The 24332-nt window shown below is 69.7% G+C and carries 27 protein-coding genes and 2 pseudogenes; 17 read left to right on the forward strand and 12 right to left on the reverse strand.

The genetic code is table 11. The features are described 5' to 3' along the window. Positions 1-331 precede the first annotated feature (331 nt). A pseudogene (locus ACTOQ3_RS40525) lies at positions 332-1003 on the forward strand (IS630 family transposase); the annotation flags it as partial. 32 nt (positions 1004-1035) lie between these two features. Here ACTOQ3_RS40525 and ACTOQ3_RS40530 read toward each other — a convergent pair. From ACTOQ3_RS40530 to ACTOQ3_RS40540, 3 genes and pseudogenes are all read right to left on the reverse strand, one after another. Beyond that, positions 1036-1907, reverse strand: a pseudogene (locus ACTOQ3_RS40530) (IS3 family transposase). Positions 1908-2435: 528 nt separating this feature from the next. Beyond that, positions 2436-2753 carry a hypothetical protein gene (locus tag ACTOQ3_RS40535; RefSeq protein ID WP_440089154.1) on the reverse strand — a complete coding sequence of 106 codons (318 nt, stop codon included), beginning with the start codon at positions 2751-2753 and terminating at the stop codon, positions 2436-2438. Positions 2754-3489: 736 nt separating this feature from the next. After that, entirely contained in the window at positions 3490-3828 is a 339-nt protein-coding gene (locus ACTOQ3_RS40540) for a hypothetical protein (RefSeq protein ID WP_440089155.1), read from the reverse strand. A 115-nt stretch (positions 3829-3943) separates the two neighbouring features. Between ACTOQ3_RS40540 and ACTOQ3_RS40545 the strand changes: the two genes are divergently transcribed. From ACTOQ3_RS40545 to ACTOQ3_RS40570, 6 genes are all read left to right on the forward strand, one after another. Beyond that, positions 3944-4216: a hypothetical protein gene (locus tag ACTOQ3_RS40545; protein ID WP_440089157.1), complete on the forward strand. Its 273-nt coding sequence runs from the start codon at positions 3944-3946 to the stop codon at positions 4214-4216. A 268-nt stretch (positions 4217-4484) separates the two neighbouring features. Beyond that, a complete protein-coding gene (locus ACTOQ3_RS40550) occupies positions 4485-4646 on the forward strand; it encodes a hypothetical protein (protein WP_440089159.1) in 162 nt (53 codons plus the stop codon). Between the two features lie 88 nt (positions 4647-4734). Further along, entirely contained in the window at positions 4735-6462 is a 1728-nt protein-coding gene (locus tag ACTOQ3_RS40555) for a pentapeptide repeat-containing protein (RefSeq protein WP_440089160.1), read from the forward strand. 587 nt (positions 6463-7049) lie between these two features. Beyond that, positions 7050-7409 (forward strand): hypothetical protein, encoded by a 360-nt coding sequence (locus ACTOQ3_RS40560; protein WP_440089162.1) that lies wholly within the window; start codon positions 7050-7052, stop codon positions 7407-7409. Beyond that, entirely contained in the window at positions 7406-7864 is a 459-nt protein-coding gene (locus ACTOQ3_RS40565; protein WP_440089164.1) for a hypothetical protein, read from the forward strand. Before ACTOQ3_RS40560 ends, ACTOQ3_RS40565 begins: the two co-directional genes overlap by 4 nt. A 14-nt stretch (positions 7865-7878) precedes the next feature. Then, positions 7879-8478 (forward strand): hypothetical protein, encoded by a 600-nt coding sequence (locus ACTOQ3_RS40570; RefSeq protein ID WP_440089166.1) that lies wholly within the window; start codon positions 7879-7881, stop codon positions 8476-8478. Here ACTOQ3_RS40570 and ACTOQ3_RS40575 read toward each other — a convergent pair. The 5 genes from ACTOQ3_RS40575 to ACTOQ3_RS40595 all read right to left on the reverse strand — a co-directional run bounded on the left by ACTOQ3_RS40575 (position 8475) and on the right by ACTOQ3_RS40595 (position 14182). Continuing rightward, positions 8475-10232, reverse strand: a complete 1758-nt coding sequence (locus ACTOQ3_RS40575) for an ABC transporter ATP-binding protein (RefSeq protein ID WP_440089167.1) — start codon at positions 10230-10232, stop codon at positions 8475-8477. The two genes, ACTOQ3_RS40570 and ACTOQ3_RS40575, sit on opposite strands and share 4 nt — an antisense overlap. Continuing rightward, positions 10229-11962 (reverse strand): ABC transporter ATP-binding protein, encoded by a 1734-nt coding sequence (locus ACTOQ3_RS40580; protein ID WP_440089168.1) that lies wholly within the window; start codon positions 11960-11962, stop codon positions 10229-10231. Before ACTOQ3_RS40580 ends, ACTOQ3_RS40575 begins: the two co-directional genes overlap by 4 nt. A gap of 309 nt (positions 11963-12271) precedes the next feature. Then, a complete protein-coding gene (locus ACTOQ3_RS40585; protein ID WP_440089170.1) occupies positions 12272-13384 on the reverse strand; it encodes a serine hydrolase domain-containing protein in 1113 nt (370 codons plus the stop codon). A gap of 79 nt (positions 13385-13463) precedes the next feature. Beyond that, positions 13464-13949 (reverse strand): Clp protease N-terminal domain-containing protein, encoded by a 486-nt coding sequence (locus tag ACTOQ3_RS40590; protein WP_440089171.1) that lies wholly within the window; start codon positions 13947-13949, stop codon positions 13464-13466. After that, on the reverse strand, positions 13946-14182 hold the full coding sequence (locus tag ACTOQ3_RS40595) for a hypothetical protein (RefSeq protein ID WP_440089172.1): 237 nt from the start codon (positions 14180-14182) through the stop codon (positions 13946-13948). Before ACTOQ3_RS40595 ends, ACTOQ3_RS40590 begins: the two co-directional genes overlap by 4 nt. 218 nt (positions 14183-14400) lie before the next feature. On the opposite strand from ACTOQ3_RS40595, the gene ACTOQ3_RS40600 reads away from it, so the two are divergent. Then, complete coding sequence (locus ACTOQ3_RS40600) at positions 14401-14814, forward strand: SgcJ/EcaC family oxidoreductase (protein WP_440089173.1); 414 nt, start codon at positions 14401-14403, stop codon at positions 14812-14814. A 107-nt stretch (positions 14815-14921) separates the two neighbouring features. Here the strand turns inward: ACTOQ3_RS40600 and ACTOQ3_RS40605 are convergent, their stop codons facing one another. Further along, entirely contained in the window at positions 14922-15365 is a 444-nt protein-coding gene (locus tag ACTOQ3_RS40605; protein WP_440089174.1) for a winged helix-turn-helix transcriptional regulator, read from the reverse strand. Positions 15366-15513: 148 nt separating this feature from the next. Here ACTOQ3_RS40605 and ACTOQ3_RS40610 point away from each other — a divergent pair, with 148 nt between their 5' ends. The 4 genes from ACTOQ3_RS40610 to ACTOQ3_RS40625 all read left to right on the forward strand — a co-directional run bounded on the left by ACTOQ3_RS40610 (position 15514) and on the right by ACTOQ3_RS40625 (position 18217). Continuing rightward, complete coding sequence (locus ACTOQ3_RS40610; RefSeq protein ID WP_440089175.1) at positions 15514-16107, forward strand: dihydrofolate reductase family protein; 594 nt, start codon at positions 15514-15516, stop codon at positions 16105-16107. Between the two features lie 456 nt (positions 16108-16563). Next, on the forward strand, positions 16564-16992 hold the full coding sequence (locus tag ACTOQ3_RS40615) for a MarR family winged helix-turn-helix transcriptional regulator (protein WP_440089177.1): 429 nt from the start codon (positions 16564-16566) through the stop codon (positions 16990-16992). Further along, complete coding sequence (locus ACTOQ3_RS40620) at positions 16982-17497, forward strand: hypothetical protein (RefSeq protein WP_440089178.1); 516 nt, start codon at positions 16982-16984, stop codon at positions 17495-17497. Before ACTOQ3_RS40615 ends, ACTOQ3_RS40620 begins: the two co-directional genes overlap by 11 nt. Before the next feature lie 288 nt (positions 17498-17785). Beyond that, positions 17786-18217, forward strand: coding sequence for an N-acetyltransferase family protein (locus tag ACTOQ3_RS40625; RefSeq protein ID WP_440089179.1), 432 nt, complete (start codon positions 17786-17788; stop codon positions 18215-18217). 245 nt (positions 18218-18462) lie between these two features. On the opposite strand, the gene ACTOQ3_RS40630 is transcribed toward ACTOQ3_RS40625, so the two are convergent. Together ACTOQ3_RS40630 and ACTOQ3_RS40635 are read right to left on the reverse strand one after the other, a co-directional pair. Next, entirely contained in the window at positions 18463-18954 is a 492-nt protein-coding gene (locus tag ACTOQ3_RS40630; protein WP_440089180.1) for a nuclear transport factor 2 family protein, read from the reverse strand. Between the two features lie 276 nt (positions 18955-19230). Then, positions 19231-19812, reverse strand: coding sequence for a TIGR03086 family metal-binding protein (locus tag ACTOQ3_RS40635; RefSeq protein WP_440089182.1), 582 nt, complete (start codon positions 19810-19812; stop codon positions 19231-19233). A gap of 63 nt (positions 19813-19875) precedes the next feature. On the opposite strand from ACTOQ3_RS40635, the gene ACTOQ3_RS40640 reads away from it, so the two are divergent. The 3 genes from ACTOQ3_RS40640 to ACTOQ3_RS40650 are packed head-to-tail and all read left to right on the forward strand — an operon-like array spanning position 19876 to position 21712. After that, positions 19876-20619 carry an AraC family transcriptional regulator gene (locus tag ACTOQ3_RS40640; protein ID WP_440089183.1) on the forward strand — a complete coding sequence of 248 codons (744 nt, stop codon included), beginning with the start codon at positions 19876-19878 and terminating at the stop codon, positions 20617-20619. Between the two features lie 9 nt (positions 20620-20628). After that, complete coding sequence (locus tag ACTOQ3_RS40645) at positions 20629-20931, forward strand: hypothetical protein (RefSeq protein WP_440089184.1); 303 nt, start codon at positions 20629-20631, stop codon at positions 20929-20931. A 16-nt stretch (positions 20932-20947) separates the two neighbouring features. Next, positions 20948-21712, forward strand: coding sequence for an SAM-dependent methyltransferase (locus ACTOQ3_RS40650; protein ID WP_440089185.1), 765 nt, complete (start codon positions 20948-20950; stop codon positions 21710-21712). On the opposite strand, the gene ACTOQ3_RS40655 is transcribed toward ACTOQ3_RS40650, so the two are convergent. Then, a complete protein-coding gene (locus ACTOQ3_RS40655) occupies positions 21684-21866 on the reverse strand; it encodes a hypothetical protein (protein WP_440089186.1) in 183 nt (60 codons plus the stop codon). The genes ACTOQ3_RS40650 and ACTOQ3_RS40655 overlap by 29 nt on opposite strands. Before the next feature lie 31 nt (positions 21867-21897). Between ACTOQ3_RS40655 and ACTOQ3_RS40660 the strand changes: the two genes are divergently transcribed. Both ACTOQ3_RS40660 and ACTOQ3_RS40665 read left to right on the forward strand, forming a co-directional pair. Further along, on the forward strand, positions 21898-22518 hold the full coding sequence (locus tag ACTOQ3_RS40660) for an L-threonylcarbamoyladenylate synthase (RefSeq protein ID WP_440089187.1): 621 nt from the start codon (positions 21898-21900) through the stop codon (positions 22516-22518). 214 nt (positions 22519-22732) lie between these two features. Further along, the gene (locus ACTOQ3_RS40665; RefSeq protein ID WP_440089189.1) at positions 22733-23764 is read left to right on the forward strand and encodes a LacI family DNA-binding transcriptional regulator; all 1032 of its coding nucleotides are present in this window, start codon (positions 22733-22735) and stop codon (positions 23762-23764) included. Positions 23765-24332 lie beyond the last annotated feature (568 nt).

Consider the following 24332-nt stretch of genomic DNA (forward strand, 5'->3'; position numbering starts at 1 on the left):
AGTCGCGCGACAGCAGCATTCGACATACCGTCAGCGCACGCCAGAACGATCCGAGCCCGCTCGGCCGCTCTCCGGTCTCGCGACTCCGCCCGACGCACCAACTCGGCACGCTCGTCCTCAGACAGCGAGATCACCACGGCAGAAGGTCCAGGATGCGACACTCGGAAATGGTAGCAACTTACCCTCTGAATTTGCGGCGCATCATACTAGTGCTGTGACCGGAAACCTTCACCGGTCTCGCGTGTAGCCGCTGGCGTCGGTTGGATGTGTCCTACACGTCCGACTGACGCGAGGAGGCGCGGTGGGAGAACCGGTCAGAGTACGAAGACTGATGGACGCCGAAGGTCAGAAGCTGCAGCAGATCGTCCGCCGGGGCAGCACCAGTTCGGTCCGGTATCGGCGGGCGATGATCCTGCTGGCCTCGGCCGGGGGTAACACCGTCCCGGTGATCGCCCGGTTAGTGGCCGCCGATGAGGACACCGTCCGCGAGGTGATTCACCGGTTCAACGAGATCGGGCTGGCCTGCCTGGACCCTCGGTGGGCGGGAGGCCGTCCCCGCCTGCTGAGTGATGACGAGGAAGCCCTCGTCATCCAGATGGCCACCACCCGCCCGGCCAAGCTCGGGCAGCCCTTCACCCGCTGGTCGATCCGCAAACTGGCCGCCTACCTGCAACGCCTGCCCGGCCGGCCGCTCCTCATCGGCCGGGAGACCTTACGCACCCTGCTCACCCGCCAGGGGATCACCTTCCAGCGCACCAAGACCTGGAAGGAATCCCCCGACCCCGACTTCGACGCCAAGCTGGACCGGATCGAGTACGCCCTGACCCAGCGGCCGGAACGGACTTTCGCCTTCGACGAGTTCGGACCGCTGGGCATCCGCCCCACCTCCGGATCAGGGTGGGCCAGGCAAGGGCGCCCCGACCGGCTGCCGGCCACCTACCACCGCACCCATGGCGTCACCTACTTCCACAGCTGCTATTCGGTCGGCGATGACCTGATGTACCCCGAGTTCGGTGGAGTCGGCTTGGTTGACTCTCATGCCAACTGGACGTTCGGATAGAGCATCTCGTACTCGATGGGGGTGAGCATCCCCAGGGCACTGTGTCGTCGTTGCCGGTTGTGGAAGATCTCCAGGTACTCGAAGATCGCATTCGCCAGTTCGATGCGGGTCTTCCACCGTTTGCGGTTGAGCAGTTCAGTCTGCATCCGCCCCCAGAACGACTCGATGACCGCGTTATCGAAACAGTCACCGATCGAGCCCATGGACGGCACCAGGCCAGAGGCCTTGGCGCGCTGGGTGAAGGCCCAGGAGGTGAATTGCACCCCGTGATCGGAGTGGATCAGCGTTCCAGGAGGCGGTGTGCGGTTGTGGATGGCCATGCCGAGCGCGTTGGTGACCAGCGTCGCGGTCTGGCCGGCATCGATGGACCAGCCCACCACCCGGCGAGAGTAGACGTCCTCTGGCGACGCAGCAGTAGACCTTGCCCTCGCGGGTGGGGTGCTCGGTGATGTCGGTGACCCACAGCTCGTTGGGTGCGCCCCGGGTAAACCGGCGGTCGACCAGATCCGCGGCGGTGGGTGTCTGATGAACAGGCCGGCGACGCTTGTTGCCGGGCAGGCCTTTGATGCCGGCGCGGTGCATCAGCTCTCAACAGCTCGGCGGCGCGCCTGGTTACGGCCAGCTCGGTCTCCAGCTCGGCGATCCGGCGCCGGGCCGCGACCAGCTCGGTGTGGTCCGAGGAGGTGATGCCGGGTTTCTGACCGGTGTCGATCAGCTCCTGCTCGCGCCAGTTGTAGATCGTCTGGTCGCTGATCTGTAGATCGAAGGCCACTTGGCGGACGGTCCGGCCGGCCTTCAGCAGGTCCAGGACCTTGCGGCGGAACTCAGGGGGATATCTCTTCGACATGCCGACCTCTCGAAGGGGGCAGAGGCATGTAGTCAATCAAAACGACTCCACGAAAGCCGGAGTACATCAAAGCCTCCAGCAATCCCGGCGCGGTTCACGGTCCACGTCCCGCGAGCGCCTGCTGCGGGTGGTGGCCACGCTGGGAGACGCGGACATCGCTACGGTGCGGGATCTCCGCGAGCGGCTACGGACGCTTCCGCCGCCCATCGACGTCCACGGCCGAGGCGCCACCGCGTGATCAACCCCAGCTTCCGCGCCAGAGATGCCACCGGAATACGGCGGAAACGGGCCGCGTCCTCTGGAGACCGCAGGTCAGGCGGTAGGTGCGGAAGCCGGGGTTTCGGATGTGGATAGCCGTGCCTGGCATGGGACCGGGTTGACTTCCGCAGCGGCTCTACTGCGCTGACCTGGTTAGACGCCGTCCCAGGAACCGGACAGAACCCTGGTGCGGCCGTCAGGCCGTCCTTAGAACGTAAAGGTAATTCTGATCAGAGCCGTTGGGCGACCTCAGGTCAGAACCCTATCTACCTATATCCAATGCAGGTCGTTCATGTTGTTACTGGGGTTGTAGGTGCAGTAATAGTCGCGCCAGGGGTAGGTGATTTGCCACTGAACCTCGCTGACCTGGCAGGTCTTGCAGTTGGTCCAACTTTCGACCCACCTGCTGCCGGGACGTGCGGACGTCGGAAAGTTGCAGGTGTTGGCCATGGTCGACGCTGATCCCTGTCCAGCGTTGATGCTGGTAGAGCCCGCTTGCGCTGGCGTGTTCAGCGCGCTCAGGCCCAGCGACAGGATGACGCTTGCACTGGCAAGTGCGATTGCCCGGGCGAAGCTACTTTTCGTCATGAATATCCCTATCTGTACTTGATGTGGACGATTCGGACTCCAGGAGGAGTATCGACGATTTTTTCTGGTCATCCAGCGGACCGCCGTTCTGGCAGCCGGATTTAACTACGACCAGTCGCATAGTCCGACATCGCTCATTCAAGATCAGAGATCAAGGTCTCGGCAACCTATAAGGTTCCAGGGTCGCAGAGGCAGAGCCTCAGCATGGTCGCGTTGACGGCCGTCACGTTCAGGGGCGATGGTCCCCGGACCCGGACATAAACGGTCCAGGTCGGCATTCTCCACGCCGTGGACAAGCAGCAGACACCCGTCGGGCAGGGGTGCCACCGGAGCCGGAGCTGATCACAAGCCGTCCCCCGGAGGGCGTCACCCCTCGTAAAGGGCCACCCCGCGTGGTAGCCGCGACCCCGGGAGACGTTCCAACCCTCCGGAGTTTGCCCTTCCGAGAGTCAGCGATTCGTCCCGGGGTCGCGGGGCGGGGTCTGGCAGACCCTGGTGACCGACCATGTTGGGTGTGAGTTGGTCGGCCGCGGGGCGGGGAAGGATCTGCCAGAGCTCAAGTTCGACGAACTGCATGTCGCGACGCAGTTCGTCGGTGGTTTTCGCTTCGAGGATGCGGACCTGGCGGTGGTCGCGGCATTCCCAGGCGGTGAAGCGTTGCCGCCATGGCCGCCACATGACCAGCCAGCCGGGCGCGGACTCCTGGAGGTACTCGGCTTCGGCGACCGCCTCCGGGTCATACCGGGGCGACATCGACGTTTTCCAGCATCACGTCGGCCAGCAGCGGAACCCCACTGAGCACCAGTTCCTCGATGGGGAGGGCGCGCAGCTCGTGGTAGCGGGCCGCGAGGCGTCGCGCCGCCGTCGCCACGTTGTCGGCATACGTCCACAGCGGCTTCTCCCGCTCGCTGGCGGGGCGGGCGATCCTCCTGGCAACGCTCCTCGGCCAGCAGGACGCGCCGTACGCCACGCTGCTGGCAGACCCAGAGGCCTCCGCCCACGCCATGTACCAGCGGTGGGGATGGCAGGTGGTGGGCCCCGCCCAGCCCGCACCGGACGCCAGAACTAGCGACATCCTGGTGTTACCGTTCGACGCCAGATAGCTGAAGGTTCTCGCGCCGGATCGTAGCGAGACCTAAGCGCCGGCCGCCGTCTACCTTGCGGACTCCCACCACCACCTGGGAGTCCGCATGCTGTCGAACCTCTCCGCCTACCCCGACCGGTCGATGATCCTCTGGCCGATCTGGACACGCCAATACTCGCCCGCCGCCCGCCGGCGCCTGCGCCGCACCATCCTGCTCGCCAAGTCCACCGGCCTGGACGTCACCGTCGAGCACGACGGGGGGCGGCTGTTCCGGATGAACCTCCTCACCCTGACCGGCCCCTCCCAGGACATGCGGTGCTTCCGGAAGCGGATGCTCCGCATCCTGCGCTCTGTCGACCGGTCCGGGTGGAAGTGGTGAGCCAGAAGCGGTCCGGCGACCGCCGCACCCGCGCACTCCACGCCGCCGTCCGCGACGAGTTCCTCGACCTCTGGTACGACATGTATCGGGCCCGCGGCCACGCGCACCACGGCTGCTGGTCCGGAGAGTGCGAGTCGCTGGAGCGGCGGATCAAGGCCCTGACGCCGTTCGTCGGCCCGCCCGACTGGCGGGACATGCAGATCGAGGTGATGAGCAGGACATCTACCAGCGCTTCCACGCGGACATGGATTACAGCGTCGCCCCGAATATGGCCGTCGTTGCGGAGATGCGCGCCAGGCGTGAACAGACGATCGTCTCCCCGGCTCACCTGTTCCTGGGCGGCGGCGAGCTCGGCGAACAGCCACTGGTCGGCGCAGGCCGGGCCGCTCATGTCCATGAGCAGGTACACGACTCCTCCGCCGCCAACTAGCGAGGCGTTCCAGTACCGATGGGTCACACTCTGGCGTCAACCCTCCACAAGGCGCACAACCTCAGACGGATCCCACTGAAATGGAACAGTGCGGCGAATCAAGAGCATGTGGCGCTGGCTGGTGACGGCTGCCGTGGTGACGCTGGCGGTAATTTGGTGGATGATTCTCGGCATGCCGGGGCCCGAGTGGCTGCTCTGGACGGTCGTCGGCGTCTTCACCGCAATCACGACTGGGTTTGGCATGAGCGTCCTGCTGGGGCCGGTCGCGCGACGGATGGCCGGAGAGCCGCAGCCCTTCACCGCCCGCGATCGCAAGCGGCTGTCGGTAAAGGACCGAATCGACGTGGTCAACAACGCGCGGGCCACGCTGGTGCAAGCGGCGACCGGACTCGTGGTCGTCGGTGGACTGGTCTTCACTGGTGCAGGTCTCGTCTACACCGCCCGCACCTTGGACGTGTCCGCGCAAACATTGGACGCTACACGCGAGGGCCAGGTCGCTGACCGCTACACGAAAGCAGTTGAGCAACTCGGCTCGCCAAAGACCGACGTCAGGCTCGGTGGGATCTACGCTCTCCAGCGCCTAGCTTTGGACTCAACCCGCGACAAGCCAACCGTCATCGACGTTCTTATCGCCTACGTCCGGGTTCACGCACATCCTCCGAAATCTCAGATGGTCAAGGGCCAGGCTCTCGTGGACGTGGTCGCCGCAATTAACGTGATCACCCGTTTGGAGCCTAAACCTTCGAGACCATCCGCTTTCGATCTCATGGACGTCGATTTCCACGGCATGTACCTGCCCCGCGCGAACCTATTCGATGCGGACGTAAACCGCGCGACCCTGACTGACGCGACCATGACCGACGCGACTCTGACCAGCGCAAACCTGACCGACGCGGACCTAACTAGGACAGACCTGAACAACGCGATTTTGGCTGGCGCGACCCTGACCGACACGACCCTGACCGACGCGGACCTGAGTAATGTGGACCTGACCAGCGCGACCCTGACCAGGGCGACCCTAACCGGGGCAATTCTATCCGACGCGGATCTGACCGGCGCGACCCTGACCAGGGCGAAGCTGATCAACGCGCTCCTAGCCGATACAGACCTGACCGACACGACCCTAACCAAGGCAAGCCTCACCAAGGCGAACCTGACCAAGGCGAACCTCACCAGGGCGAATTTGGTCGGCGCGATCCTGACCGACGCGGACCTGGCCTACGCGATCCTGACCGACGCGGACCTAACCAAGGCGAACCTAACCAACGCGATCCTGACCGACGCGGACCTGAAAAGTGCGACCCTGACCAGGACAAACCTGACCGCGGCGGACTTGACTGACGCGACACTGACTGACGCACACCTAGTCAAGGTGGACCTGAGTAGAGCGACCTTGACCAGGGCGAACCTAGTGAAGGTGGATCTAACCAACGCACACCTAGCCTATGCGACCCTGAACAAAGCGAACCTAACCAACGCGACCCTGACCGACGCGGACCTGACCAGGGCGGACCTGACTGCTACGACCCTGACCAAGGTAATCCTGGCCGACGCGACCCTGACCGACGCGACCCTGGTCAGGGCGAACCTAACCGACTCGGACCTAACCAGGACGAACATCAGTGGTGCGGATCTAACCGATGCGCAATTGGCCAATGCGACCCTAAACAAGACGAACTTGAGCGGTGCAAACCTGACCAGGGTGAACCTGAAAGGCGCGGATCTGAAAGGCGCAGACTTAACCGAGATCATAGGGATGACTCCAGCGCAGATCAAAGCTGTAGCGATAACGGACGCAGCAACCAAGTTCAGCTGAGAGAGCACCGGGCGCTGTACCGCAGCGAGACGGGTTAGTTTCTGCTCTCTCGAATCGTACGACCCCGAAACGCCCCTGGAGGGAGCCCACCAAGGACTGACCGACCACAGGGCCCAAGCCCCGTGGACTGTTGTCCCGCCCCTCATAGAAGCTTCTAGCCGAGCTGGCATGCCGAGACATGTAGCACCCCGACCAGGTGCAGGCGCTCATCGAGCAGGAGCAGGGAACGTGCGCGAACCCGCGCCCCATCGAGGTGGCGGAGAGACTGGCGAGAGGTCTGCTGGAGAGCGGTAAGTCAAGGACTGGGTTACCCGTAGTAGCACCGCGCTCAGCGCGCTGACCGGGTTCCGGGGCGGGCCGCTGGCCGAGCATGAAGACATTCGGCACCTGACGAACCCGTCTGAAAACGACGCGCGCACGTCGCTGCTGCTTCTCCGGATCATCGAGGCTGGACGGGAACACTACACCCAGCACGCGGCGGACTACCGGCGCGTGTACGCCGAGATCAACGCCCCCAACCCGACGTGGAAGGTTGACGCCTCCGGCGAGGGCTGACGGTAGGAGCCCGCCCCGGCACCCTGTGCGGCATGGCGGCGGGCATCTTCGACATCGACATCGAGCAGGGCTCCGACTACGACAGGCTGTTGCAGCTCACCACGCAAGGGACGAACCCTCAGCCGCTCGTGCTGACCGGGTACTCCGCTCGCGCGCAAGTCCGGCCGAACCGGGGCCGCGACACCGTGGTCCTGTACGAACTGACCAGCGACGGCGGCGGCCTGGCCATCGACGGCCCGGCCGGGCACATCACCGTGACCATCCCCGGTGAGGACTCCTCGGCCTGGTTGTGGACCGAAGCGGTCTACGACCTGGAGATCGTCTCCCCTGACGGGAAGGTCACCCGGCTGCTGAAGGGCGCGTTCCGGGTGGACCCGGAGGTCACCCGGTGACCGGCCTGCCGCCGATCGACGTTATCGTCCAGCCGGGCGGTGGCATCGACGTCACCATCACCTCGCCTGGCGGCCACGTCGTGGTTGTTCAGCAGGCCGAGCCTGTCGCCGTCACCGTGGCCGTCCCTGGCATCCAGGGCGCGGCCGGGCCGCCCGGCGCCGCCGGAGCTCCCGGCGCGCAGGACCCCGCGGGGCCCGCCGGGGAGCCTGGCCCGGCAGGGGAGCCCGGGGAGCCGGGGCCGCCGGGCCCTGAGGGTGGCGCCGGCCAGTACGACCACACGATCGCCGCCCCGGCCTACGTGTGGGAGGTCACCCACAACCTCGGCCGCGAACCCCGCGTCACGACCTACACCGCCTCAGGAGAGCCCATCGAGGGCGATCCGTCGTACCCGACCCCCACCACCGTGCGCGTCACCTGGGCCGTCCCCATGGCCGGCCTGCTCCGCCTCACCTAACACGGGGAACTGCCATGCCGAACTGGTTTTCACAGCACAACAACAACCGCATCCCGGTCCTGGGACTCGTCCCGGAGTCCGGTGGCACCGAGCCCGCCACCCCAGCCCTCTTCCAGCTCTGGGGCGACACCGGCTCCGGCAAGATCAAGTGGCGCACCGCAGGCGGCGCGTGGTTCGCCCTGGACGACGTCGCGGACGGCAGCGTGACCGACGCGAAGATCAGCAGCGGCGCGAACATCGCCCTGTCGAAACTCGCGACGAACCCTCTGGCCCGCGCCAACCACACCGGCACGCAGCTCGCGAGCACCATCTCCGACTTCACCGCGCAGGTGCGGGCCAACCGGCTCGACCAGATGGCCGTGCCCGGCGCTGACGTCGCGCTGGCCGGGTACCGGCTCACAGGGCTCGGCGCGCCGTCCGGGCCGAACGACGCCGCCCGCCTGGCCGACATCCAGGTCGCCGCCGCCGGCATCTCCGTGAAACCCGCGGTGCGGGCGGCCACCGCCGCCAACATCACCCTGTCGGGCCTGCAGACGATCGACGGCATCACCCTCACCGCAGGGAACCGGGTCCTGGTGAAGAACCAGTCCACGCCCGCGCAGAACGGCCTCTAGCGCGACTCCCAGGCCTCCCAGAGACGGGCGTAGCGGCCCCCGGCGGCGACCAGCCGTTCGTGGGGCCCCTCCTCGACGATCCGCCCGTGTTCCAGGACGACGACACGATCGGCGGAGACGGCCTGGGTCAGCCGGTGCGCCACGACCAGGGTGGTCCTGCCGCGGGTGGCCGCGGCGGCCGAGTCCTCCAGCACGCGCGCGCCCATGCTGCCCGCCTCCGCGGTGGCCTCGTCCAGTACGGCGACGGCCGGGTCGGCCAGCACCAGGCGGGCCAGGGCGAGCTGCTGCGCCTGGGCGGGCGAGAGCTCGTGGCCCCCTTCCCCGACCACGGTGTCGAGGCCCTCGGGCAACGCCAGCACCCACGGCAGCGCCCCGACCACCTCCAGGGCCGAGGCGACCCGCTCGGCCGTCGCGCCGGGGCGGGCCAGGCGCAGGTCCTCGACGAGGGGCCCGGCGAAGACGTGGGTCTCCTGCGTGATGATCGCCACGTGTCCGCGCAGCCTCGTCGTGTCCAGCGAGGAGGGCGGGACCCCGCCGATCAGCACGCTGCCGCCGGTCGGGCGCAGTGACCCGGCCGCGACGGCGGCCAGGGTCGACTTGCCCGCGCCCGTCGAGCCGACCAGGGCCACCCGGGCCCCGGCGGGCACGCGAAGGGTGACGCCGTGCAGGACCTCGGCGGAGCCGTCGTAGCTGAAGCGCACGTCGACCAGGTCGAGTGAGGCGTCGGCCGGTGCCGGTCCCCCCTCGGGCTCGGGAGCGGACTCCAGGTGGGCGACGCCGACCAGCCTGGCCAGGCTCGCCCCGGCCGCCTGTACCTCGTCGAAGACGAACAGCAACATGCCGATCGGGTTGAACAGCCGGTGGAACAGCACCGCCGCGGCGGCGGCCTCGCCGACGGTGACGGCGCCCGCGCGGACCAGCAGGAAGCCGGCGACCAGGATGGTGGTCAGGCCGCAGAACTCGGCCCTGTTGACCCGTCCCACGAAACGGGTGAACAGGTCCAGCACCCCCACCGACACCTCCCTCGAGTCGCGCGAGGCGGTCTCGATGGCGCGCAGGTGACCTTCCTCCACGCGGTAGGCGTGCACCGTGCGCACACCCTGCATGCTCTCCACCAGCCGTTGCGACGAGCGCGCGACCGCGATGCGCTGTTTCGCGTAGTGAGGGGCGGCCCGGGGGAGATACCAGCGCAGCGCCAGCGCGTACAGCGGCACCGAGACGGCGCCGGCCAGGCCGAGCCGCCAGTCGAGGCCGACCATCGCGGCCAGGCTCAGCGTGCCGAGCAGGACCGAGGCGATCACGCCGGGGATGACGTCGGAGACGGCCTTGGTGACCTCGGCGGCGTCCGCGCTGACGCGCGACAGCAGGTCGCCCTTGCCCGCGCGTTCCAGTCTGGTGAGCGGGAGCGTGAGGGCGCGGGCGACCGTACGCTCGCGAAGGACGGCCAGGATCTGGCCGCCCAGCCTGGCCACCAGGTAGGACGTCAGCCCGGTGGCGGCACCGCCGGTGAGGGCCGACAGCGTGATGACCACGGCGATCGCGACGATCACCGCGGTGCCCGACTGCTCGCGCACCCGGTCGACGAGGACGCCCATCACGTACGCGGGGACGACCGACGCCGTCGCGCCGAGCACGCCCACGAGCAGCGTCACGACCACCGTGCCGCGGCGCTCGCGCAGCCGGGCGCGCAACCAGCGCCAGGTCTCACCGCCGCTCGCGACCGGCAGAAGGTCCTGTTCCCCCGCTGTGCTCATCGCTGCACCGCCCGCCTGTAGTCGTCGTCGGTGGCCCCCAGATCGGCGTGTGATCCCTCGGCGACCACCTTGCCGCCGTCCAGCACGAACACCCGGTCGGCGGCGGCGAGGAGGGCGGGGCTGCTGGTCACGACCAGGGTGGTGAAGGTGTCGCCGCCCCCGGGGTGGCGCAGGGAGCGCAGGCCACGGGCGATGCCCTGTTCGGTGACCGCGTCCACGGCCGTGGTCGGATCGTGCAGCACCAGGATCGGCGGGCGGGCCAGGAGCGCCCTGGCCAGGGCCACCCGCTGGCGCTGGCCGCCCGACAGGCTCGCGCCCCGCTCCACCACCTGATGTTCCAGGCCGTCGGGATGGGCGGCGACCACGTCGTCGGCCGCCGAGGCGGCCAGTACCGCCGCGAGTTCCTCCGGGCTCCCGGGCTCGCCGCCCACGGTCAGGTTGGTGGCGAGGGTGCCCTCGAACAGGTCGGTGTGGTGGGGTTCGACGAGGACCCGGCCGCCGATCCTCACGCTTCCGCCGTACTCGGCGGGGCTCACCCGCCCGGACAGCACCCGCACCAGCGCGTCGGCGTCGGCGGGGCGGTGGGCCATCACCCCGACGAACTCGCCGGGCCCGGCCACCAGGTCCACCCCCGCGAGCGCGTCGTAGCTCAGCCCGGAGACCTCCAGCCAGGGAAGCCCCCCGTCCACCGGGTCCGGCGGGCCCGCCGCGCCGGCGCCGCCGGGCCCGCCGGACGGAGGTCCGCCGGGCAGCAGTACCGGCGCGCCGGCCACGCGCGCCACCCGGTCGGCCGAGGCGCGCGCCTCGGCCACCCAGCCGGGCACCAGCGTCAGCGTGCCCACGGGTTCCATCAGGAACTGCGCCAGACCGATCACCGTCAGGAACTCGCCGGCGGAGATCCGGCCGCGCAACGCGAGCCACCCGGCGAGCACCGCGACCCCGCACGCCAGCAGCGCACCGCCCGCGCCGGAGACGGCCGCGTAGATTCCCTGGGTACGGCCGGCCCGCAGCGCGGCCGCCAGCGAGAGCCGGCTGACCCGCTCGTACCGCCGGGAGGCCGCCGCCTCGGCGCCGATGCCCCGCAGCGGCCGCACGCCGCTGACCAGGTCGGTCGCGAGCGACGCGGCCTGACCGGCCAGCTCCTGCTGGGCGGCGACGTGCCGGGTGATGTACGGCGTGCCGGCGTGCAACGCCAGCAGCGTCAACGGCGTGGCCACCAGGACGGCCACGCCGAGGGGCACGTCGATGAGCAGCAGCGTCACGGCGCACATCGCCGCCGCGACCAGCGCCCCGACCGCGCGTGGCAGATGGTCCAGGAGTTCGGAGGTGTTGCCGGCGTCGTTGGAGGAGATCGTCAGCAGCTCGCCCGCGCGCAGGCCGGTGTCCAGGCCACGCCGATCGATGATCTTGGCGGCGAGTTCCATGCGCAGCAGGTGGGCCTCGTGGGCGATGGCGCGCATGAGGGTCCGCGCGCCGTACCGGTAGGCCAGGGTCAGCGCGGTGAACAGCACGGCCAGCGCGGCCAGCCACCACAGCAGCGACCCGCCGTCGCCCGGGCCGATCGCGCGGTCGACGATCACACCGATGAGGATCGGCACGCTCGCCTCGCACACCTGGTGCAGGCTGAGCAGCAGGGTGCCCGCGCCCAGGCGTGCGGCGTTGCGTCTCATGGTCCTGCGCAGAACGTTCGCGCCGGTCATGCCCGCCTCTGTCGTGCGCGTTCCGGTCATGCCCGTCCCTGTCGTGCGCGTGCCCGTCCGGCCGGCGGCCACGCGAAACGGGCTCCGCCCGGACTCACGGTCACCACCCCCGCCGGTAGTTGTGCCGGAGAGGGAGGCCGCACCGCCAGGACATCGACGACCAGCGGCGACAGTGCGCAGGTGAGGGGGACATGGGGGCTCTTTCGGGCGGCTCTGGACGGGCTGGGCGGAGAGCTCGCCTGAAGTAGGTTAGCCTTTCCTAATCGACGAGAGACTAGCCGGATCCGATGAATTTCGACAAACCGGACGTCGCGCGCCGGCGGGCCCGTCGTCCCCCGGTCACCCGCCCGCGCCGCCCGGCGCTGGGACGGCCGTGCCGAAGGTCGTCTCGAAGAGCGTGGTGAAGGTCTCCTGGAAGTCGTTCCAGTCGCCGTTCAGATTGCTCACCAGCACGCGGGTGCCTTGGCGGTCGCCCATCGCGTACGACATCGAGCCCTGGATGAAGCCGCCGCCGCCCCAGAGAGTGACCCCGCACGGGAGCCTCTGGGAGTAGACGCCGAGGCCGTACCCGGTGTCCGGGACCCAGCCCGAGCCCTCCGTCGAGACGGTGGTGAACATCTCCTCCTGCTGGGCGGGCGGCAGGAGACGGCCGCCCAGCAGGGCGTTCAGGAACCGGTGCAGATCCGAGGTCGTCGAGATCATGCCGCCGGCGGCCCCGGCCCAGCTCACGTCCATCTCGGTCACGTCGTGGATCTCCGCGCCGGGGCCGCTCTCGCCCAGCTTGGAGTAGTGGCGCGCGTGCGGGTCGCGGACCGTCCCCTCGGTGCCGGGGAGGTAGGTTCCCGTCAGGTTGAGCGGGCGGGCGAGACGGTGCTCGATCTCCTCCGCGAGGGTCGTGCCCGTCGCGAGCTCGACGATCATTCCCGCGAGAGTGTAGTTCACCTTGGAGTAGATGAAGCGCTTCCCCGGCTCCTCCGGCCGCGGGGGCTCCTGGCCGAGGACGGCGTCGGGGAGCCCGCCGGTGTGGTTGAGCAGCCGCCTGACGGTGATCCCGGTGCCGTCCGCGCCGAGGTGTTCCTCCACCACGCCGGGCAGCCACTTCGCCACCGTGTCGTCCAGGGTCAGCTTTCCCTCGGCCACCAGCTGCAGGACCACCGTGCCGGTGAACATCTTGGTGAGGCTTCCGATGCGGAAGTGCTCACCCGGCCGGCGCTCGCGGCCGGTCGTCATGTCGGTCACCCCCGCCGTGCCGAACCACGGCGCCGAGCGGGCGTCCCTGAACTCGGCGACGACGCCGGGGCCGCCGCCGTCGGCCACGACCCGGTCGAGCGCACGCCGGAGCCCGGCGTGGCCCCGGTCGCGGGCGGCCGCGGGGGCGGGGGTCATCATGGCGGCCCCTCCCACCGCCAGGGCGGCGGCGAGCAGGCTCGCGCGGGCATGGAACATCGACATCTTGCCTCCTGAGGCATGGAAGAAGAACCGGGGGCCGAGGGGAGGGACACGGCATGCCGGAAGGGGACCGCCGTGGTCGTTATTCGAGGTCGCCGTTCGCGACGGCGGTGTGGACGCGGGCCAGCAGGTCGGCGCGGTCGACGCCGGCCAGGGCCAGCGCGCGTGGCACCGTGCCGACCTCGGCCTGCAGGATCCCGAGCAGCACGTGCGCCGGTCGCAGGTCCTTCTTGCGGGAGACCGAGGCGAAGCTTCGCTCAAGGGCGAGCCTGCCCGTCGCGCCCATGGTGGGCGGGCGCTTGAGCACGGTGCTCGGCGCCGGGAGGTCGAAGGCGGCGGGGGAGACCCCGACCGTGCTCAGGCTGTGCTCGAACTCCCGGTCGAGAGCGGCCAGGACCGCCTGGTGGTCGAGGCCGACGGAGGCCAGGACACGCTGGGGGGCGGTGCCTCTTTGGGCCGCGACGGCGAGCAGGAGGTGGTGCGCCTCGACCGTGGCCGATCCGTGCCGCTGCGCCTCGACCGCCCCCTCCGTGAGGACCGTGTGGAGGTATCTGTCGAACGTGTTCATGGTGAACGTCTCCTCAGCGTGACGCCCGCGGCGATGAGCCGCCGGGCGTGCTTCCGGTGGACCGCCTGGCGGGTCACGCCGAGCGCCTCGGCGACCTGCGGCCAGCTCCAGCCCTCGCGCATCGCCCGCTCGACGGCGGCGTCCTCCAGCTGGTCGGCCAGGCGCCGAAGCGCCACCACGGCCGCCAGAGCGTCGGCTGGGTCCTGGGGGGCGGGGATGTCGTTCGCGGGCATGTAAGCAACATTAATTGACTAATCCGATGTTAGTCAACATGAGTTGCTTAGAGGGGGAGTGCGGGCGACACCCGCTCTGCCCGGGTTCCTCGGTTTCGGAACCGGCAGGGGCCGGCGAGGCGGATCACGCTTGACCTCACGTTCGGTTGAGGATGCATGGTTCTCCTCGGGGACGATCAGGTCCCATCCCGCCGAGTGCCCGAACAGGGAGAACCGACATGAGCGCTGATCTGTCCGAGGACGCCGCCATCCGCCGGGTGGTCGCGGACGCCGTGAAGTTCCAGAGCGACGTGGACAGGTTCATCTCCCTGCACGCCGCCGAGGCGGACGTCGTCAACTTCGGCGGTCGCAGGGTGGCGGGACGCGACGCGCTGGCCGAGGCGATGCGCCGGGCTCTGGCGTCGTCGCTGGCCGACGTGACCACCACGGCCGAGATCGAGGACATCCGCTTCCTCCGCGAGGACGTGGCGATCGTGGCGAGCGTCAAACACGTCCACGACCGGCGGCGGGAGAGTGGTGACGCTCCGGTGAGCGCGCTGCCCGCCACGTCGGGGCGGCTCACGTACGTGATGGTCAAGGAGGACGGCACCTGGAGGATCGCCTCCGCCCAGACCACGCCGATCCTCGCCTGACGGAAGCGGGGCCGCGCGGGTGCTCGTGCCCGAACGCCCTGACCCCGGGCGCGCCCGAGGCCGCCCGTACAGGACGAGCCGGGGGGCCGGGAGGCGCGTACGGGGTGTCAGAGCGCGTCGGTGTGGGCCTGGGCGAGGCGTTCCAGCACGCCCGGGCCGTTCCGTTCCTGCGCCGGTTCGCCGAGGTGCACGGTCCGCAGCTCGGCCATGAACTCCTCCCACAGTTCCGGCCCGCCGGCCGCGAGCAGCTCCGCCCGCACCCGCAGCCGCTTCGTGGTCGGCCGGTGGCGCAGACCCCACTCGCCGAGCTGGGCGAAGACGGGCACCAGCCGGATCGACGCCTCGGTCAGGCTGTAGGCGGCCCGCCGTCCCGGCCCCGCGTCCTCGCGGGTCAGCAGCCCGGCGTTGACCAGCCGCTTTAACCGGTCGGCCAGGATGTTGGAGGCGATCCCCTCCTCCGAGCCGGTGAGCAGCTCCCTGAAGTAGCGCCGGTTGCCGAACATCATGTCCCGCAGCACGAGCAGGCTCCAGCTGTCGCCGAACGCCTCCACCGCGGCATTGATCGGGCACCCCGAACGCGCCGGCTCCGCCACCTCGCACCCCGCTTCCGATACTCCCCACCTGGTTGCAATTTACCACCGGCATGGCCTAGCGTGAGGCTACCGATTGCAAAATGCAAGCAGATTACGGAGGCGACGAATGACCGACACCGAGCCGCAGACCGCGGGTGGGAAGGTGCTCTGGCACTTCACGATGTCGCTGGACGGATTCGTGGCGGGGCCGGACCACGAGATGGACTGGATGATCGGGACCCCGTCCCGTCCGGGCCTGATCGGCGAGTACGTCGAGACCACGGGCGCCGTGCTGGGAGGCCGGGACGGCTGGGACCGGTTCCCGGACGCGAGCGGCGTGTACGGCGGCGCCTGGAGCGGACCGGTCTTCGTGCTCACCCACCACCCTGAGGACGCGAAGCCCGCCGACGGGGTCACGTTCCTGAACTGCGACCCGGCCGAGGCGGTGCGGATCGGGCTCGCGGCGGCCGGCGGCAAGAACCTCGAGGTGCTCTCGCCGAGCATCGGCCGCCAGCTTCTCGAGCGCGGGCTCATCGACGAGATCGACCTGCACATCGCGCCGGTCCTGCTCGGCGAGGGCATCCGGCTGTACGACAACCCCGGCGGTGCGCGGATCCCCCTCCACCTGGTCGGCGACGGCGACCCCACGTTGATCGTGAACGTGCGTTACCGGCCCGCCGCGACGGCGAAGGTCGCGGACGGGGGCGCGCCGGGCGACTGACGCCGGCTGCCGCGAGAGTGCCGGTGCGTGGCGTTCGGCTCGTCGCGCCGATGCCCCGGGCCCGCGGCCGGGTCCTCGCGTGGTGTCGGGGGATGGCCGGGCCGCGTCGCTCGATCGGCACTCACCGGCTCACCGGCTCACCGGCTCACCGGCTCACCGGCTCACCGGCTCACCGACTCACCGACTCACCGGCTCACCGGCTCACCGGCTCACCGGCTCACCGGCTCACCGACTCACCGACTCACCGGCTCACCGGCTCACCGGCTCACCGGCTCACCGGCTCACCGACTCACCGACTCACCGGCTCACCGGCTCACCGGCTCACCGACTCACCGACTCACCGACTCACCGGCTCACCGGCTCGGCCGCCACGTCGCAGAGCCGGCCGGACGGCGCCGTGCCCGTCCCGCCCGCATCTGGTTGCCTCATGCAACTATCTGGTTGTATGGTCGAACCATGGCGGATGATCGCGAACTCCAGGAGGCCGTGGCCCGCTTCGTGCGGGCCTTCGGGCTCCATCAGCCGGAACGGACTCCCTGCGGGCAGCCCCTCCCGGTGTCGGAGGCCCACGCGCTGGGCGAGCTGGCCAGGGACGGCGCGTTGCGGCAGAGCGACCTGGCGCACCGGCTCCGGCTGGAGAAGAGCACCACCAGCAGGCTGGTCACGCAGCTCATCAACCGCGGCTGGGCCGAGCGCACCCCGGCGCCCGACGACGGGCGCGGTGTGCTGGTCCGGCTCACCCCGGACGGGGTGAAGGCCGCGGCCCGGCTGGCCGAGGCCAGAGCCGCGCGGTTCTCCGCCGTTCTGGAGCGTGTCCCCGAGGGCGAACGCGCCGACGTGTTGCGCGCCCTGACCACTCTCACGGAGGCCATGGATGAAACTTGAGGATCGACGCGTTCAGGCGCTCGCCGCGGCGCTCGCACTCATCGTCGTCGCCGCGACGGCGTACGTGCTCACCAGCCTGAACGAGCAGTGGGCGCTGGCCGCCCGGCAGGCGGAGATCGCGGCCAGGAGCCGGCAGGTGATGCCGTTCGACCTGGAGCGCACCACGCACCACTTCGCCAAGTCCGCCACCGGCGGCGTGCAGACGGTCACCTCCGACGATCCCGCCGACGCCGAGCAGGTCACGCTGATCCGCGAGCACCTGACCGCCGAGGCCGCGGGCTTCGGCAGGGGCGACTACGGCGACCCCGCCTCCATCCACGGCGGTGAGATGCCGGGCCTGCGCGACCTCGAACAGGGCCACAGCCGCATCGACATCCGCTACGCCGAACTGCCCGCGGGCGCCCGGATCACCTACACCACCTCCGACGCGTCGCTGGTCACGGCGTTGCACGCGTGGTTCGACGCCCAGGTCACCGACCACGGCCGGCACGCGGAACACGGCTGACCCCACCTCCGGAACGCTTTTCCCGCCGGATCCGTCCGTCTCGTCCATACCATGCCGGGGTACGGTTTCCTCATCTGCCCATATACCTGACCCCGGTAGCGTCTCCTCCTGGCCGATGGGTTCTCCCGGCCGTCGGGTCACCCCCGGCGACCGTCCATCGGCGCGGCGAACGCCCCCGGCCCGACGCCGCGCGACCGGGCCCCGTCCCGTCCGGCAGGCGACGGCGACCGGCCTGAGAGCGCACCACCCCACCCACTCCTCGAACGCCCATCCGAAAGGACCATCGTGATGGACATCCGTCGCGCCACGCCCGATGACGCCCCCACCGTGCACGGCCTCATCCGCGAGCTGGCCGAGCACCAGAACCAGTCCCGGAGCGTCACGGTGAGCGTCGACGACCTGAAGCGGATGCTCGCCCGCCCGGAGATCACCTACCTGATCGCCGAGCGGGACGGCGCGGCCGTCGGCTACGTCTCCTGGCTGCAGCGCATCGGCTTCTGGTCGGGTGAGGACCACCTCGCCCTGGACGACCTGTACGTGACCGGCGCCGAACGCGGCAACGGCGCGGGAGAGCTGCTGATGCGGGCCGTCGCCGAAGCCGCCGACGGCAAGGTGATCCGCTGGGAGGTGGCCGAGGCCAACGTGGCCGCGCAGCGCTTCTACGCGCGCATCGGCGCCACTCTCGTCTCCAAGAAGATCGGCCGCTGGCAGCCGCGGTGACCGAACTCCGCGGCGCCCGGCGACGGCGGGACCCGGGCGCGGGTCCCGCTCGGCCGAGGGTGACCCCGGCCGACTCGCGCAGGACCAGCTCGCACGGGACCGTCCGCACCCCGCCCGGCGGTGGCGACCCGGCGATCGCGTCCAGCGGGTGCCTGGCCGTGACCCGACCTGGTCGAGGTGTTTCCGCGGGGTGGCCACGACGGCATCGACGGGCACGCCGAGGTCGAGTCCGCGCCGGTGGAGCTCTACCGGCCGGCGGGGGAGGCCTCCTGCCTGGAGCCGGTGGTCTCCTTCCAGGCGTCGGCCCACCCTCCCTGCACCATGGTCTGGAAGACCCACCGGCCCCCCGACTTCACCAGCAGGTCCGCGTAACGCATGCCGTACGCCTCGCCGTTGACCGTCATCGTCGCGTCGGTGACCACGACGACCAGGTTCGCGGTCAGGAAGTGGGGGGTGCGGACCGACTCCATCGTGACGTCGCCCGCCTCCCCGCCTCCCATCACCTCGGCCATCGTGCGCGTGAACCGCTCCCTCGTCCACCGGTCGGCCAGGCCGTCGCCGTCGGGACCGTCGGTCACCACGTTGAGCGGGAACATCGCCATGTCCGCCATGCGCTCGACGTCGACCTTCGCGCTGTGGGCGTCGTACTCGGCGAACCACGCCTCGACGCTCTCCCGGTCGTCGGCCGTCGGCGTGAAGGCACCGCTACCGAACGGGGATTCCTGGACCTCTGACACTGTTCCGCTCCTTCGTCGACGACGCGTCCTGCCGGTCCCTCACCCGCCACCGGACGGCACGGAGCACCGTCCGGTGGCGGGTAAGGGACCGTACGAGATACCGTACACCGTACGGAACATCTGTCAAACGGGACGGTCGAGAACCGCGTCCGGCGGGTCCTGCCGAGGTGGCCCCGCCCGGCGGGTTCTAGGATTCCGGCAAACCAGTCGATCATGGCCATGTTCGCGCCGCCTTCGACGGCGTCGGAACGGTCCCGTGCGCTCCGCGCGGTGTTCTCAGCCGGTCCAGGCGGGGTCGCGGCCGGTGAGACCGAGTACGCGGTCCAACGGCGACGATGAGGCCGGAACGGTGACCTCCGGTCCGTAGACGCCCATTTCCCGGCCCTGCGCGGCGTTCTTCGCCAGTTCGTCGTACAGGTACGTGACGAGGTCGTCGTCCCAGGCCGGGTGCCGGCCGATCGCCCGCGCCAGGTCCCAGCCGTGCACGACCAGCTCACCCACCACCATGCCTCCGACCAGCGACGCCGGCAGCTCCATCGGGCCGCCCATGCGCGTCGTCCCCTCCCACGCGGCGGGCCGGCCCCAGGCGGTCACGGTGCGCTTGACCTGGATCTCAAGGGCGGCCGCCCAGTCCCCCTCGGTCAGGTCCACGTCCGTCTCGCTCCCCGCCGGGGGCGGCACGGACTCCTTGCGCGCGGACGCCTCGAGCGACGGTCCCCAGAACAGCAGGTGGTTGACCAGCCCGCGCACGTCGTACTCGGAGCACGGGGTCCGGGCATTCAGCTGGTTCGGCTCGATGGTGTGGATGATCTCCGCCAAGGGCGCGGCCGCGCGGATCATCAGCTCTCTGTCATGCATGGCGACCAAGAAAACACGGCGCGCGACGGGTGTATTGAACAAACGCGACATAGGCTCGACCGCATGTCCAGGGACGTCCGTGAACTCGCCGGTGCGTGGACGAGGTTCCAGCGTCACTCCTTCCCGAGACCGTCCCCCGATCTGGCGCCGTACGTCGAACGCTACTGGGTGGTTTCGTGGGACTACGCTGAGCCCTACGAGCAGCTGGTCGTGCCGTACCCCAACGTGCATCTGACCTTCCGCGACGGCGGCGCGACGGTGCAGGGCGTCTGTGGCGGGCATCAGATCAAGGTGCTGGAAGGCAGGAACGGTGTGTTCGGAGTGACGTTCCGGCCGGGGGGATTCCGGCCGTTCCTGCGCGCGCCCGTCTCGACGATCACGAACCGGTCCGTCGACGCGAGCCAGGTGTTCGCCGGTGACCTGCCCGACCCGGTCGACGTCGCGGGCGTCGAGGACTTCCTCAGGGCGCGACTGCCTGAGCGCGACGCCAGGGCGGAGCGGGCCGCGGCGATCGTCGCGACGATCGCCGCCAATCCAGAGATCACCCGGGTCGCCACGCTGGCCCACCATCTCGAGACCGGTGTCAGGGAACTGCAGCGGCTGTTCGCGGAGTACGTCGGTATCGGTCCGAAATGGGTGATCCGCCGCTACCGGCTGCACGAGGTCACCGAGCGGCTGGCGCGGGGCGCGTCGGTGAACTGGGCGGGGCTGGCGACCGAACTCGGGTACGCCGACCAGGCGCACTTCGTCCGGGACTTCAAGGACATGTTCGGTGAGTCTCCGACCTGGTACGCCGAACGTTTCTAGGCGGCCGGCATGGTCGCCGCCCACCTCCGCAACGCCCTGGACCACCCCGACCTGTACCGGGTCATGTTCGACGCGAACCTCGAGCTCGAAGACCTCAAGGCTGCGGACGCGACCCTGGAGCATCTGGTCCAGGCCGTCGAACGAGGCAGGAAGGCCGACCGCTTCCGCGCCGACACCGACCCGCTGGAACCGGCGATCCAGAGCCGGTGGTCTCGGGGCCGCTCATGTCCGGCTCCTCCGGAAGGGGTCCGACCGGCGCGGGCGGAGGTCCCACCGGCCGGAAAACCCGATTGCGCGCGGGAAACGGGATGATGTTGGGTCGGATCCCGTGACCGCATTCGACGCACTCGTGCGTCCCGACCGTTACCCGCTTTCCTCCGCCTACGATCCGGCCTGGCTGCTCGGACTCGACATGGGACCCCATCCGCTGTGGATGCTGGAAGACCTCGCCCGCGACCTCGACCTGAAACCCGGCATGCGGGTGCTGGACCTCGGTTCCGGCAAGGGGGCGACGTCGGTGTTCCTGGCCCGCGAGTACGGTGTCCAGGTCGTCGCGACCGACTGGTGGATCGGCGCGGACGAGGCGGCGGAGGTCTTCGCCGAGGCCGGCGTCGGTGACCGGGTGGAGGCGGTGCGCGCCGAGGCCCACGTCCTGCCGTTCGAGAAGGGGAGCTTCGACGCCATCGTGAGCATCGACGCCTTCGAGTACTTCGGCACGGCCGACAGCTACCTGCCCTACCTGGTGGGGTTCCTCCGCCCCGGAGGCCGGCTCGGGATGGCCACCCCCGGGATGACGCGCGAGGTCCGCGAGCTCGGGGCGATCCCCGCGCACATCAAGGAAGTGGTCGGCTGGGAGGCCATCGCCTGGCACACGCCACAGTGGTGGCGTTTCCAGTGGGAGATCACCGAGCTGGTGGAGGTCACCTCCGCCCGGTTGCAGGAGGGCGGCTGGGAGAACTGGCTGCTCTGGGCCAGAGCCTGCGCCGACCACCGGCCGGAAAAGCGTGTCGCGCATCAGCCGGTGATCGACATGCTCGTCGCGGACGGCGGCGAGTTCCTCGGCTTCACCCTGGTGACCGCCCGCAGGAGGTGACCCCCTCCGGGACGGACGGTGAGGACGCCGTCTGCTCGCGATGGTCGCCGTGCTGGTCGGCGAAGACGACCTCACCCATCAGGAGGCGGAAGTGGGCCTCGTGGAACGGGCGGAACGTCTCGATGGTCAGTACGGTGAGCCGCGCCGGTGTCACGCGGGGTGGTATTCGCTTCTAAGCTCGGGGTGTGGCGAAATACCTTGATGTGCATCCGAACAGTCCCCAGCCCCGGCTGATCGGCCAGGTGGTCGAGCTTCTGCGTGGGGACGGGCTGATCGCGTACCCGACGGACTCCGGCTACGCGCTGGGGTGCCGGCTGGGCAACAAGGAGGGGATCGACCGGATCAGGGAGATCCGCGACCTTGGCAGCGACCACCACTTCACCCTGGTCTGTAGAGATTTCGCTCAGTTCGGCCAATTCGTGCATGTAAGCAATGCGCTGTTCCGCTCGGTCAAGGCGGCGACCCCCGGCGGTTACACCTTCATCCTGCCCGCGACCAAGGAGGTACCGCGGCGGTTGCTGCATCCCCGGAAGAAGACGGTCGGCGTCCGGATCCCCGATCACGTCGTCACGCAGGCGCTGCTGGCCGAACTCGGCGAACCGCTGGTGTCGAGCACCCTGCTGCTGCCCGACGAGACCGAGCCCCTGACGCAGGGCTGGGAGATCAAGGAGAGGCTCGACCACGTGGTGGACGCCGTGATCGACTCCGGCGAGTGCGGCGCCGTCCCGACGACGGTCGTCGACTTCTCGCAGGGTGAGCCCGAGATCCTCCGCCGAGGCACCGGAGACCCGTCCCTCTTCGAATAGGGCGGCGGTGCTCGCCTTCTCCACCCCGGGCACCCTGTCACCGCCGGAGTCGTTCGTCATGGACGCGGCCCCACCTCTCGCCACGGCGGCATCGGACATCGCGGTGCCGCCGACGAGGTCGTCCTCGTGACCCGATCCCGGTACGGACGGTGCCCGTCGTAGCGGAACGGGCCCGGAACTCCTGTTAGCGTTATCGCATAGGGGGTGAGCTGCTTTGAAGGCGAAATCGAACGACGGCCCGCCGCGCTCCAGACCTGCTGTGCTGGAGGACGTCGCCGCGCTCGCCGGAGTGTCGGCGATGACCGTCTCCCGGGCGCTCAACGCGCCCGAGAGGGTGCACACCGAAACCCGGGCGCGCGTGCTGGCCGCGGTGCAGGAGCTGGACTACCGGCCCAACGCCGCCGCCCGCCAGCTCGCCACGGGACGGTCGGGGGTGCTGGGCGTGGTCAGCATCGACACCACCCTGTACGGTCCGGCCTCGACCCTCTACAGCATCGAGCGTGCCGCGAGGCTCAACGACTACGCCGTGAGCATCGCCAGCCTGAGCACGCTCGACCGTCGCTCGATAGAGGAGAGCCTGCGCCAGCTGCGGTCCCAGTCGGTGGACGGCGTCATCATCGTCGCGCCGCACGAGTCGGCGGCCGACGGCCTGCGCCACCTGTCGTCGGAGATCCCCGTGGTCGCGGTCGACGCCGGGGCCGGCCTCTCCGTCCCCGTGGTCATGGTCGACCAGCGGGCGGGAGCGGCACGGGCGACCAGGCACCTGCTCAGCCTCGGCCATGAGACGGTGTGGCACGTGGCGGGCCCGGCCAGCTGGATCGACGCCAACGGCCGGGTCGAGGGCTGGCGCGAGGTGCTGGAGGCCGGAGGGCACCGGGTTCCCGAGGTGCTGCGCGGGGACTGGAGCTCGCGCTCCGGCTACCAGCTCGGCCGCCGCCTGGCACAGGACCCCGAGGTCACGGCCATCTTCGTGGGCAACGACCAGATGGCCCTGGGCGTGCTGAGAGCGCTGCGCGAGGCCGGGCGGCGCGTTCCCGAGGACGTCAGCGTGGTGGGCTTCGACGACGTGCCGGAGTCCGCCTACTTCTGGCCCCCGCTCACGACGGTCCGGCAGGATTTCGAGGAGGTCGGCAGCCACGCCTTCCACGTGCTGCTCGACCAGATGGCGGGCAGACCGAGCCAGCCCCGGCGGCTGGTGGAGCCCGAGCTCATCGTGCGGGAGAGCACCGGAACCGCGCCGAGCTGACGCGGCCGTCGAGCGCACAGCCGTCGAGCGCGCGACCGGCCGACTCGGGGACCTCCCGCAGCACGTGGCCGGAGTGCCGGATGCAGCGGTCCGGGAAGTCGCACGACGTGAGCCGGTTCCACCGCGGTGATCGGGGTGATGGTGGCGTGCTTGGCGTTGATCGGCGCGGTGCAGGAGCGCAGGCCCTGCATGCCGGCGGTCGGCGTGGCGAGGTTATGTTATCGCTAACATTTTTTTCTGCTCGAGGTTTCGGTAATCCTTGGAGTGATGACCGGATCCCGGATCGCCGATGGACGGTGAGGATCGGGCCGCGTCCGTGTTTCCGGCGCGTTTCGCAGAGTGTTAACGATAACAGCAAGGTTGTCAACACCCGGATTACCGGACGGGAGCGGCCCGTGCTCTGCCGGCAGGCCGATACGGTACCGCTGACCTGCTCTTTCAAGAGGCCTGTCGTCGCTCGACGGCCGGTCGGAGGTGATCGCTCGCCGGCCGGGTGTCATGGGGGTATTGACCGGCCGGATGTTGGCGATCACACTGATGTGACGCCGATGTAACCTCTGCCCGGCCG

This window comes from Streptosporangium sp. LJ11 (assembly GCF_051918945.1).
Classification (GTDB): domain Bacteria; phylum Actinomycetota; class Actinomycetes; order Streptosporangiales; family Streptosporangiaceae; genus Streptosporangium.